10 protein-coding genes are annotated in these 12,283 nt (G+C 43.2%); 2 read left to right on the top strand and 8 right to left on the bottom strand.

Translation table 11 applies throughout. The features are described from left to right. Nucleotides 1-17: 17 nt before the first annotated feature. From ACGLYD_RS16755 to ACGLYD_RS16780, 6 genes are all read right to left on the bottom strand, one after another. A complete protein-coding gene (locus tag ACGLYD_RS16755) occupies nt 18-1,085 on the bottom strand; it encodes a hypothetical protein (RefSeq protein WP_067213289.1) in 1,068 nt (355 codons plus the stop codon). A 99-nt stretch (nt 1,086-1,184) separates the two neighbouring features. After that, nucleotides 1,185-1,817 (bottom strand): YitT family protein, encoded by a 633-nt coding sequence (locus ACGLYD_RS16760; protein ID WP_399629374.1) that lies wholly within the window; start codon nt 1,815-1,817, stop codon nt 1,185-1,187. Between the two features lie 126 nt (nt 1,818-1,943). Further along, nucleotides 1,944-2,435: a Cys-tRNA(Pro) deacylase gene (gene ybaK, locus ACGLYD_RS16765; protein WP_067213293.1), complete on the bottom strand. Its 492-nt coding sequence runs from the start codon at nt 2,433-2,435 to the stop codon at nt 1,944-1,946. A gap of 63 nt (nt 2,436-2,498) precedes the next feature. After that, nucleotides 2,499-3,101 (bottom strand): hypothetical protein, encoded by a 603-nt coding sequence (locus ACGLYD_RS16770; RefSeq protein WP_067213296.1) that lies wholly within the window; start codon nt 3,099-3,101, stop codon nt 2,499-2,501. A gap of 100 nt (nt 3,102-3,201) precedes the next feature. Then, on the bottom strand, nt 3,202-5,376 hold the full coding sequence (locus tag ACGLYD_RS16775) for a DNA topoisomerase III (RefSeq protein ID WP_067213297.1): 2,175 nt from the start codon (nt 5,374-5,376) through the stop codon (nt 3,202-3,204). A 218-nt stretch (nt 5,377-5,594) separates the two neighbouring features. After that, entirely contained in the window at nt 5,595-7,520 is a 1,926-nt protein-coding gene (locus ACGLYD_RS16780; RefSeq protein WP_231885730.1) for a sodium:proton antiporter, read from the bottom strand. A 136-nt stretch (nt 7,521-7,656) separates the two neighbouring features. Between ACGLYD_RS16780 and ACGLYD_RS16785 the strand changes: the two genes are divergently transcribed. Both ACGLYD_RS16785 and ACGLYD_RS16790 read left to right on the top strand, forming a co-directional pair. After that, on the top strand, nt 7,657-8,721 hold the full coding sequence (locus tag ACGLYD_RS16785; RefSeq protein WP_067213300.1) for a PseG/SpsG family protein: 1,065 nt from the start codon (nt 7,657-7,659) through the stop codon (nt 8,719-8,721). A gap of 240 nt (nt 8,722-8,961) precedes the next feature. After that, nucleotides 8,962-9,147: an SE1832 family protein gene (locus ACGLYD_RS16790; protein ID WP_067213302.1), complete on the top strand. Its 186-nt coding sequence runs from the start codon at nt 8,962-8,964 to the stop codon at nt 9,145-9,147. A gap of 834 nt (nt 9,148-9,981) precedes the next feature. Here ACGLYD_RS16790 and ACGLYD_RS16795 read toward each other — a convergent pair. Continuing rightward, the gene (locus ACGLYD_RS16795; protein WP_399629379.1) at nt 9,982-11,439 is read right to left on the bottom strand and encodes a phospholipase D family protein; all 1,458 of its coding nucleotides are present in this window, start codon (nt 11,437-11,439) and stop codon (nt 9,982-9,984) included. 98 nt (nt 11,440-11,537) lie between these two features. Beyond that, nucleotides 11,538-12,083 (bottom strand): RNA polymerase sigma factor, encoded by a 546-nt coding sequence (locus ACGLYD_RS16800; protein ID WP_067213306.1) that lies wholly within the window; start codon nt 12,081-12,083, stop codon nt 11,538-11,540. Between the last annotated feature and the right edge of the window lie 200 nt (nt 12,084-12,283).

A 12,283-nucleotide genomic window follows, 5' to 3' on the forward strand; every position in this document is an offset into this window, starting at 1 on the left:
TATAAAGCGCATACTTGTTAAGTTAGTTCCGAAAGAATTTTCGATTTTTTTTCAAAAACGGATGGCATAATCGCAGTATCCATCGTAGCTTTCATGCTATTTTCCGCTTGTGCATAGGCCTGCATATAGCCAGCCGCGTCAAGCATTTTCTCCGTGTAGGCTTCATGAATTACACTGATTTCCTTTTCCGCCTCTGCATCTTCCTCACACATATGCACGAGGTCCAGCAATTCATCCCCCGGATATTCCACATCGTAAACATGTGGATTCGTTGCGTCAAGAAGACATACCGACAGTTCAGGGAAAATAACTAAATCGACTCCCGCTGGATCCAGCCCACACCAGCCATATTGAACGTCAAATCCACGCTTTTCCGCTTCGGAGCCAAGCGCTTTCATAAGTGTCGATTTCCCGGTTCCCGGAAGGCCTTTAATAAGAATTCTCCGTTCCAAACGCTTCGTAATGGATGGGATGAAATCTTGCGCTCCTCCAGATGTCAATGAACCGATTAGCCTGTGCGAGACAGCCGCTTCCTTATTCAGCTTGATTGTTCCAAATAATTCTTCTTTTAATGATGCTATTTTGTTTTCATGAACCTCCCACATCATCCTTCTGATATTCACTTTCTCCCAATCGTCATGAATATCTTTTGCTTCCGCTAGCGATTGCAATGCTTTGCCTAGTGCAATTCCAGACTCAGCTAATTTCTCCACAATTATTCCATTTTGCCCAACCAACTTGACTTCATCATAGACATCGTAAAAACTGATCACTTTGTGCTTTCCACCGATATCCGCTGGTTCGAGTGCAACTGGATGTGACGCTTGTAGAATAAGCAAGTTCGGTCCTTTAACATAAATTGCATCTGTTTTGTCGGGTTGCACAGGATCCATGAATCGATCGACGTCATAGCCACGCTTTAAGTAATGCGTAGTAGCTTCATTCAACACGTTTGAGATGGCGTTTGTCGGTGGACATTTCAGAAAAAACGTTTGTGAAGCCGATGCAATTAGTTTGTCATATTTATGGGAGATACCAGCACCTGTATAGGCTGTCCCCATATATTGGGTTATCGTTCCATACATACCGATCATCCTTTCTGTACATACGATTAACGTATGCTCAGACAATAAAAAAAAGCACGGCTCGAAGCACATGCTTAAAAATAATTAATGAGTTTCGATTTAAAATAAAGCGTCTTCTTCCTCTTCGCCGATAACTTTCAACAAGAACTTGCGGCATTGTGGCAATGTATAATGAGCAATTTGCCCCAAGAATAAAGCAATTAACACAGTCCCAATTCCAATTGGACCGCCGAATAACCAGCCTATAAATGCGACAATGACTTCAAGTGTAGTACGAACTTTTTTTACGCTGGCTCCCGTTTTTTTAACAAAGACGAGCATAAGACTATCCCGCGGACCCGCTCCGATATTTGGTGAAATATAGATTCCAACGCCATACCCCATAACAATTACACCCACTGAGAACATCAGTATTTGCGCACCCATCGAAGTGATATCTGGTAGCAGCCAGTTGAATAAATCGATAAAGAGTCCAATTAAAATCATATTCAGCCATGTGCCAATCTGCGGCCATTCTTTCAAAACAGCAGCAGTTGAAATGATAATAATGAATCCTGAAATAATCCCCCATGTTCCAATCGTCAAGCCGAAGTTTTTGTACAATCCGACATGCAATACATCCCACGGGGCGATTCCAAGTTTTTGACCTTTAATCGTCATTGAAATGCCTAGCGACAGAACCATCATACCCACCAAAAAGAATGTCCATCTCCATATTAATATCTTTCTCATATAAGTCCTTCTCCCTAATGATAGTGTAAGTAGCTAGCAATAATAAAAGACACCCACGTAGCTAACGTGAATGTCTTACTTGTAATCTATTCATTGTAACATGGCTTCTATCCTATATACAGACCGTCAACTTTTCACTATGTCGATAAAAAGTGCTTCAGTCACCCTAGCCAACTCTCCGGGAATCAGTTTCATTTGTAATCCTGGTTTACCCGCACTAACAATCATCGAGTCGAGACTTTCGGCTGATTTGTCAATGAATGTCGGGTATTTCTTTTTCATCCCGACAGCTGAACAGCCTCCGCGCACATAGCCCGTTTCTTTCGTCAGCTCTTTCAACGGTAGCATATCAAGCTTTTTCACTTCAGCAGCTCTTGCCGCTTTTTTCAAATCAAGTTCGTCCGCTACTGGCACTAAAAAAATGAATAGTTCACGCGGTCCTGCAATCGTGACGAGCGTCTTATAAACGACATCCACTGCTTGTCCTGTTTTTTCAGCGACGGAAATCCCATCCACCAAACCATCGTTTACGTCATATTCCATTAGTTCGTAGATTACATTTTCCCCATCCAAAATCCGCACTGCATTGGTTTTTACTTGCTTACCTTGCTTTGCCATTCGTTCATCTCACCTTTCCAACAACAAAAGGTCGCCATTTACTAGGCGACCTTCCGTATCCGTTCATGCAATTTTATAAAAGCTCGGCCGATCGATTTCAAATCCCTTCTGTTTCATTAAAACTTGAAAAGAATAAGATGAAATCGCCTTTTCGTACCGTCTTTGCGTAATGAGTATTTCGCGCTCGAGATCGGAGGGAAGTTCTTTGGATGCCATTTTTGCAGTATCGGCTTCTTCACGTGCTGAGGTAATGTCAATTTCGGATTGAGCCCTGTTGTGCAATATGATCTGCGCTTCTGTCCGCATAATTTTTGCTGATGCAGTTGCTGCAAGATTATAATCCGCCGTTGTCGGTTCCGGTTCTGATATTGCTTCAGCCCGCACATCTTTCCAACTAGCAATCGTCTCTTCAAGCGTCGTTCCAATCGGCAGCGCAATCTGCTTCATTTGTCCTGCGCCAAGCTGCCGAGGTTCAGGCCTCTTCGATTGATCGATTTCAGGTTCTTTCTTACCTATCAACAAAGCCTCTAGATTTTCAACCGTTTTCTGATTCTGCCCATTGTATTGCACATTACGATTATAAGCACTTTCAGCATTCCTGCGCCTGCTTGCATCATATCGTTGTATAGGATCGCTTGCTATAGCTTGGGTCATAACGGCATTCATCTTACTTCACCTCCACACTGTCGTATTTGCATAAATCTATTAACTCAAGTATACCCAATTCATTTTGAAGAATAAACCCTACGAAAGCGCTATAAAGGAATCACTTATCGAATAGTTTCTTTAGCGCATCTGCCATCGCCGTATTCTCCAACTCTTCCGGTGCTCCTTGTTTTTTCATGTACTTCTGAACATCGCGTTTATCGGCTTTCTTACCGCCTGAGTTTTCTTTACGCTTCTCAAATGCCGATAACTTCTCACGGTGACCACATTTACAAACAAAAATTCGTCCGTCGCCTTCCCCGCGCATCTCCAATTTCTTTTTACAAACTGGGCATCTGGCATTCGTCAGCATTGAGACGTTTTTACGATGACCGCACTCACGGTCCTGACAAACTAGCATTTTGCCACGTTTGCCGTTCACTTCTAACAGTAGTTTACCGCAATCTGGACACGCTTTCCCCGTGACATTATCATGTTTATATTTTTTATCATCTGTTTTAATTTCAGTAACGGTTTGCCTCGAAAAGCCAATCATATTTTTCATGAATTCTTCTTTTTTCATCTGGCCATTCGCGATTTTTGTTAGACCTTGTTCCCATTCTGCTGTTAGTGCTGGTGATTTCAAATCTTCTGGAACGAGCTCAAGCAACTGGCGTCCTTTAGATGTCGTGTAAATATCGTTACCTTTTTTCTCCATAACAAACGAGTTGAATAGCCGCTCAATGACATCTGCACGCGTTGCAACTGTTCCGAGTCCGCCTGTTTCACCAATCGTTTTGATAAGTTCTTTTGATTCCCCCTGCATGAACTGCGAAGGATTTTCCATCGCTGCAAGCAAAGTTCCTTCATTGAATCGAGCAGGCGGTTTTGTTTGACCGTTCGTCATAACGATGGCTTGAATTTTCACTTCTTCACCTTTTGTAAATGGTGGAAGTGTATCCGTGTCTAGCTCTTCTTCCTCTGTCGAATAAACTTTTTTCCAGCCTTCATCCGTAACAGTACGCCCTTTTGCTTTGAATGTCTCCCCGCCAACTGCGAGTTCAGCGGTTACTTGGTCATAACGGAACGGACCGAAGAAGACAGCTAAAAAACGTTTGACGATTAAATCATATAAACGTTGTTCCTTATCAGATAAGTTTTGAAGAATTGGCGTTTCCTCGGTAGGAATGATGGCATGATGATCTGATACACGTTTGTCATCAATGACGCCTTTCTGCGGTTTAACAGTGCCAGCACGCAGAAGTGAGTTGGTCGCTTTACGATATGGACCAATATCCACAGCTTTAATGCGCTCTTTCAACGTGCTTTCCATATCTGATGTCAGATGTTTCGAATCGGTACGCGGGTACGTCACCGCTTTATGGCGCTCATATAAATTTTGCAATGTCGACAGCGTCTCTTTCGCTGACCACGACCAACGACGGTGCGCTTCTTTCTGGAGCTCTGTTAAATCAAATAAATGCGGTGCTGGCTGTGACTTCGGTGTCGTTTTTACTTCTATCACTTTTCCAGCATGAACCCCGTCAATTTTCTCAAGTAACTTTTCAACCTGTTCTTTATCGAACGACTGCGTTTGACCCGCTTTATCGTGCCATGTAAACTTCGCGGTTTCCGTCAATGCTTGCATACCGTAGAATGATCTCGGCTTAAAATCACGGATTTGATGCTCACGTTCTGCAATCATAGCAAGTGTCGGAGTTTGAACACGTCCCGTTGAAAGTTGGGCATTGTATTTAACGGTCAGCGCACGCGTTGCATTAATGCCGACAACCCAGTCTGCTTCTGCACGGGCTACTGCTGCCTGATATAAGTTTTCATAAGCGCGGCCGTCTTTCAAGTTGTTGAAACCATCTTTAATCGCTTTATCGGTGACCGATGAAATCCACAACCGTTTAACAGGCTTGCGAACTTTCGCCTGTTCTAGAATCCAGCGTGCAACAAGTTCTCCTTCGCGCCCCGCATCCGTCGCGATGATAATATCTTTTACATCGTTGCGCAGAAGCTGTGCTTTAACCGCATTAAACTGTTTCATCGTCTGACGGATGGGTACCAGTTTGAACGGCGCTGGAATAATCGGTAAATGTTCAAGTTTCCATTCCTTGAATTCATTGCCATAGCCTTCTGGATCCGCATGTGTCACTAGATGGCCCAGCGCCCACGTCACGATATAATTGGTGCCTTCAAGAAATCCATTTCCTTTTTTATTGCAGCCGAGTACCCGTGCGATATCGCGAGCTACGGATGGCTTTTCAGCTAATACAAGTGATTTAGACATAGGTAAATCCCCCTTCTTCATACATCGATTATACGGGAGAACGCGATTGGATGCATGTCGGGCGAATGAATACAGCCCTTGGCGTAAAAAATCCCCCTAACCGGAAAATCCGATTAAGGGAATTGCATCAATTTCATATTTTACGATTGGTGTTCAATGTATCAAAAGCAATGGCCATCTGCCTGTTACAGATCTTAGTCAGCCACTTGGTACTCCATTCATTTCGCAGAAAGTGGTGCATCTCCCGGAATAACCGGCTTTACCTGCTTTTCTTCCCTCGTAAATAAATCTTCTACTTTTTCATAGGATATCGACGTTTCACCGTTCACTCCATCCAGACGCTCTTTCACCCGTTCAATTGTTTTCACAGGTGATGTGAGCGCGATAATTGCATCACCCGCGAAGGCCTGTGGTTCAATTCTTGGTGTGAAGAATTCAATTGTGCCGTCAGCACGTAAAATGTAAAGCAAAATCAATTTGTCATCCCGCTCACGTAAATATTGTGTGTAACTATATTGTTTTGTAATTACCGTTTTACGAATACCATGCCCAGCGTTCATCCGCTCTTCCAAATCATAGATTGAAATGGCAGGTGAGAACAACGACTGTCCTCCCGTTATCGTGAATTCATTAGCTTCGTTCCCGACGTGAAATACCGTCTGATACAAGTTATTACTTCCGAGATGTGGTGCAAAGTCTGAACAAATATGTGCATTGTACGTATCGGTCTTCGTCATTGCGAGGATATACCGATATGGCGTCAAGTCGAGATGATAGTCGATTTGCTCCGATAGGATATCCCCAACGTAACTATTGAGTCCAAGCTTTCGAGCATGTGATAGTCCCGCCCAAGACTGATCGATGAGCAGCACATCATTGCCGGTTTCTTTCACCGATTGGGCAAGCTCTGCGGCGAATCGGGTGCCCCCAACGAGAAGTACACCTGATTCGTCCGTTGTTGTTAGATTCAGCTTCTTAGCCAAGAAGCCAATCGAAAATCCATGTAAGACCACTGTGGAGAATACCAGTGCGAATGTCAGCGCCGTCAATAGTTCTGCGTCCTTGTAGCCATTGTCGAGTAGAATCGTCGCGAAATAGCCTGAAACAGTTAGAGCCACAATTCCCCTTGGTGCAATCCATCCTATTAGAATCTTTTCACGGATGTTTAACTCCGTATTAATTGTTGCAAGCCAAATCGATAACGGCCTGACGATAACTAGCATCGCCAAGACATACAAGATAATATTCAGATTAAAAATTTCGATGAGAATTTGCGGATTAAGTGACGCCGTCAACATGACAAATATACCTGAAATAAGAAGAACGGAAATATTCTCTTTGAATTGTCGTATGTCATGCATCGACGTCATGCGCATATTCGCCATTGTCATCCCCATTGCAGTTACCGCAAGCAACCCCGTCTCATGCATGATTTCATCCGCGAAAACAAATGTGAATAAGACGACCGCAAAGAGTACCGGCGCTTTCAGAAATTCTGGAATACCGCCGCGCTCGAACGCACTTCCAATGACCCGGGCAGCCCCCCAGCCAAGGAGTACCGCAAATATAGATGCTGCAAAGAACAACAGCAACGCATTCAATGTCACTTGGCTATTCAAAAATTTGATGAACTCAAAAGCGAATACCGCAAGCAATGCACCAAACGGATCAACAACAATCGATTCCCATTTCAAGATTGCGGCTGGACGCGGTTTCAGCTTCGCCTGCCTCAATAGCGGCAAGATAACGGTAGGTCCCGTAACAATGAACAGACCACCGATTACAAAGGCAACTGCCCAAGAAAGTCCCGCTAAATAGTGTGCTGCAAGCGCCCCGGCAATCCATGCAATGAATGCCCCAACGGTTACAATACGAGCTATCGGCTTACTAAAGCCTTTAATTTCTTTAAAATCAAGATTCAAACTGCCTTCAAACAAAATAATTGCCACGGCAAACGTAATAATTGGACCAAATAGATCTCCCATACTCTCCTTAGGGTTAATAAGACCGAAAATGGGGCCGACGAGAAGTCCTGCAACAGACATGACAACAATTGCCGGCATCCGAAATTTCCAAGCTGTCCATTGCGATAAAATCCCGATTAAGACAACAAGCATTAACTCGAATAATAGTGAATCGAACAATGGAATCACTCCGTTCCCCAAATGGAAATAATGTTAGTTTACCATACTGGCAGTTTCAGTCCACTAGAAATAGACATATCCCAATCGGTCAATACATAAGGTTATAGGGATGAATTGAACAATCTAGCAAGAAAGGGTGATTCCAATAGACGGACAACAAAAGAAAACAGTCGCCATCCATATTTCCAGGTCGGACGGAAAAGGGACATACCCCGCACGCAGAGCAGCCATGATTACAAACGCCTTGGCTGACGAAATAGATATCGTATACTTATGCGGAGTGGATTCTCCGCCAGTGCCCGAGGGATTTAAAGCAATTTCAACCCCAAGCAATGCGCTATTTTTACAGGCACTCGCGTCGATTAAACCTGATCTACTTCTCCGCGATAGCGGCTCTACTATTCAAGAGGAGATTGAAAAAATAACTGAACTCGTCCCCTCCATCATCCATTTCGATGATTTCGGCGACGGTGGTAAATGTGCTGACCTCGTATTCCAGACATTGTATGTCGAATCGAATGATAGTGCGCCAGATCATTACGTACTTGGACGAGAGAGTTTCATTGCTGACGAACAAATGGCTTCAGTTAAGCACATTGGACTTCGCAAAGCCCAACTGGGACCTCTTCCCCATTTAGTGATTTCATTTGGCGAAGAGGATGAAGGTAACTTGACCTACCGGGCGTTGCGTCATATTATGCAACTTCAAATCCCACTCAAAGTGACCGTTCTCATCGGTGAACAGTATGCCCATGATACAAGTACAATCCGTATGATGGCACTCGAAAGGCGGAATACAACCGTATTGGTGCCTCCGTATAACTACGCCGAAATTTACGCCGCAGCAGATATTATTTTATGCGCTTCTGGCTACATGCCTTATGAAGTCGCTGTAATGGGTATCCCTTGCGTCGTGCTCGCTCAGAATGATTTCGAAGTGGGGCTTGCTTTTCCGAAAGAACAGCACGGTTTCATTCATCTTGGTCTCGGTCGAAAAGTAAAACAATCGAGTTTGTTGAACGCCATCATGGAACCCCTCTTGCACGAACCGCTACGCAAAAAAGCGATTGCACGACAAACCGCACTCGGGCTCGGGGACGGAAAAGATGCTGTATGCGAAGCGATACGCTATTACCTCGAGTATCCGAAGCGCAATACTAGTGGCGGCGCAGGAAAAAAAACGTCCGATATGCTACACTAAGGAAAAGCGCAAGCGCCTTGGTAGACCCGAAAAGCGCTGGAGGGCCTTAAGATAAAGGCGCTCTTTGCCTTTAACTTAAGGACTGAAGCGACAGAGGAAGGCAGCTTAGAATCGCGACATCCTGTCGCAAAAGCTGCATGACCCACGTCCTGTGGGCCCAGGGGCTAGGCGCTGGAGTCTAGACACTAGGTTAAAAAACTTATACTTTCTAACTTTTAAAAAAGCTGAGGTGTTTTTCTGATGAACAAACGTCAAGTAGAAACAGCAATCATGGAACTCAAAATGGACTATATCAGTTTGCAAGGTGATATCGAGAAGCTAGAATCGACCGGTAATGACAGCTTCGTCAAGAAAGCGGAACTGCGTCTTGCAACGTTGGAAGAAAGCCTCGCAGAACTGAACAAGCAACTTGCTGAATTTGAATGAACAAAAAGGCTATCCGGGACAAAGGATAGCCTTTTTGTTATGCATTTTTCCACGTCTGTTGATTAACCATCTATTTGCATAAAATACTGGTGAGTAGGGCTTGGAAGAATCCATTTTCACTGGATCATTTCCGGTTCGCTTTCGGCGAACTAATCACGACATATTTACCGTGAGTCATGTGTGGCTAGAAGTGACTCAGTCATTTCTAGCCACACTTTTTTCGGTAACCCTGTTGCGAATAGTTGCCTGTCGTGTACCTACAATGTTCAAGTGAAAAATGCAGTTATGTTTGAAAGAAGCGAATAGATAACTTTCTATAGGGATTGTAAATGCCCGAAGATACAATTTCGGGCACTCTTGCACGTTAACAATGCGTTCCTTGCTTACTATTAGCAAAGAGTATGCATGTAATCATGTGTTATTTTATAGAAAGTAACACTTCTTTACTAGTAAAAATGAGCAAACCCTAAAGAATATTTCAGCCGCCAAAATTGCATCTTTGGCGGCTTTTATCCAGGTAGATGCCCCTCTATTCTTTCGTCCCAAAAAGCTTTAGCACTTCGTGTACTGATCCATTTGGTGCGCAACGGATGAAGGAACACCCTACATATCCAGACATCTCGGTAATCGTATAGAAGTCATCCAATCCAAAGCAATCCAAAATCGACTATACACGTAGCGACCAGTTAGTGTTCATGTTATTCACTGGTTACTTTTTGGTATTCAACAAGTGTGGCATTTTTCCATTCGACTATAACTGCTGGCAAACCGACTATATATCCTATCTAACCAACTATATCAACTCAAAAACCAGCCATAAAATTATTGCCCACTTCAATAAGTCGTCATTTTCAACAATTTCTGTAAACCATAAATACCTCGTTGGAAGAAAGTGAATCCATCTTGAAATTCTTCCACGTCAAGCGTGTACAGCGCATCCTCATTGTTCCATAGTCTACTAAAGTATGTATCTATCTCTTTAGTTAACTCGCTGTCATTCGGAGCAATGATCCGCAGATTGGCTTCTAGATTATAATTATCGAGCGTGCGCTCAGTTAAATTAGCAGAGCCGTTCGCAATGTAGGTTTCTTTAGCTGTCTGAACAACCACGAGTTTTGTATGGTATTGACCAATAACCGTATTGTACCAGCGAACATCAATTTTCCCATCCGTTTCTTCCAGCATCTCCTGTACAACCGGCCTGTTCGGCAATCCAGACTTTTCTTTACCGAAGGAGTTTTCATTCGGGTCTAAAATCATTTTCACATCGACGCCGCGGTTCGCAGCATCGATAAGTGCATTGACAAGATCACGTTTTGCAATGAAGAACATCCCAATTCGAATTGTATCCCCTTCTTGCGCTTTCGCAATATCTCCAAGAAGCCCATCCAAGATTTTCTTCTCCGTCAAATATTGGACGGCATAGTTTCCCCCGTTTTGTTCCGGCACTTCTACGCGTGGTAATTTTCCACCATTCGTATAGTTGACGACCGCTTCTTCCGCCTCTAAAATATCGTTCAGTACACTGCCTTTCACCTTCAATGCCACATTACCGTGAAAACCGCTAGCGTTATGCGGATTTCCTGATGATACCAGTGCTTCTTTATCTGTTACAACGGTCTTGCGGTGGTTCGCCTTGACATTCAGTAACGTAATGTAAGAAGCCAACGTCATTTTAGGTGCTTCGCTTGACATAGCGTTTGCAATCCAGCTCGTTTTCTCAATATCCAACCAGCGGAATATCGTCCTGTATAAACCAGAATAAACTGGAATTGAATCGCGGAGCGGATCCAAATCAGTGTAGATGACTTCGATTCCCGCATCTTCCATCTTTGTGAACCATTTTGTTTCATAAGAACCGTATCCTGTATTCAACGGATCTGTAATAAAAATAATCGGCATATCAGGATGTTGCTGTTTTTTCTCCACCAGTTTCTTTGTCATTGTTTGTGCGATTTTCGGGAATTCTATGTCTTCATCGTAATAATGATCGAATAGGAAATAATCGAGCACGATAAATTGCTCAGCCCGGTCGATCATCGCGTAGACTTCATCGAAAATCTCCAACTCATGCACCATGTTGTCCCCGTCTTTGTTTTGTGCATAGGTCAAGTCCGTAAACATATCAACTTCGTCAGTCCAGTGCAAATCACCTTCGTATGAAATTCCTTCGGGGAGTTTTTTAAATGTATTCAGTAAAACAACACCTATATAAAAAAGAGCATACACTGACAGCACTATCACTATAATTCGCTTACGTTTGCTCCAGCCTTTCTTTTTGTTCTTTTTCAACACACAACCATCCCTATTCAAACATGCCAATCTATTTATCTAATTTCCCTCTATTACTTTTTTACAAACAAAAAACACAGCCTCCTTTGGCTGCGCTCTTATGCAGTGACGTATTCGTGCACTGCTGTATCTGCAATCATCAGTTCTTTCAAATACTTTTTCGCGCGGAATAGCCGTGATTTAACCGTACCAATTGAGACCTTCATTACTTCTGCAATCTCAATCAAAGAATATTGATGTACATAGAAATACTCAATTGTTTTTCTGTAAATAACATCAAGTTCACCAATTTTTTGCTGAACAATTGATTGAATGTCATTTTGCTCTAGCAATTCCGCAGGTGTCAAACTATCACTCGGAACAAGATCAAGAATCGGCACATCGAGCGTTTCCGGCTGGTTCATCACATGCTTGCTTCTTCTGACGTCTTTGCGGTAACGATCTCGGAATGTGTTCATACAGATTGTTGTAAGCCATGCTTTCATATGGTCGACACTATCCATCCGATCGTTGTAGCGAACGACTTTCACCCATACATCTTGCATAAGATCTTCTGCTTCCTCTTTATTACGTGTTAATTTAAGACATAAATGATATATGTAACGGCCATATTCTTCATACAACCCATTTAGATTTTTGTTCATAACATAACGCCCCCGTCTTCTACCTGTTGTTCTCATTATCGGCAATCGGGACCTTTCAAACCATCGTATTCTCTTTCAGTATACTTACAAACGTGTAAGCTTGAAAAGCGAAAGGCAACTTTTCGAGGGAATACATCCTGTGAGCCTCTGTGTATCGAACGCCTGGACGCTAGACAAAAAATATCCCCGTAACCGTTTTA

Source organism: Sporosarcina sp. SG10008 (genome assembly GCF_044569405.1).
Lineage (GTDB): Bacteria > Bacillota > Bacilli > Bacillales_A > Planococcaceae > Sporosarcina > Sporosarcina psychrophila.

Bases quoted from the DNA above. Each gene is read 5' to 3' on its own strand.
- ACGLYD_RS16755 (WP_067213289.1), bottom strand. From the start codon at position 1,085: ATGTATGGAACGATAACCCAATATATGGGGACAGCCTATACAGGTGCT.
- ACGLYD_RS16770 (WP_067213296.1), bottom strand. From the start codon at position 3,101: ATGAATGCCGTTATGACCCAAGCTATAGCAAGCGATCCTATACAACGA.
- ACGLYD_RS16775 (WP_067213297.1), bottom strand. From the start codon at position 5,376: ATGTCTAAATCACTTGTATTAGCTGAAAAGCCATCCGTAGCTCGCGAT.
- ACGLYD_RS16790 (WP_067213302.1), top strand. From the start codon at position 8,962: ATGAACAAACGTCAAGTAGAAACAGCAATCATGGAACTCAAAATGGAC.
- ybaK (WP_067213293.1), bottom strand. From the start codon at position 2,435: ATGGCAAAGCAAGGTAAGCAAGTAAAAACCAATGCAGTGCGGATTTTG.
- ACGLYD_RS16800 (WP_067213306.1), bottom strand. From the start codon at position 12,083: ATGAACAAAAATCTAAATGGGTTGTATGAAGAATATGGCCGTTACATA.
- ACGLYD_RS16760 (WP_399629374.1), bottom strand. From the start codon at position 1,817: ATGAGAAAGATATTAATATGGAGATGGACATTCTTTTTGGTGGGTATG.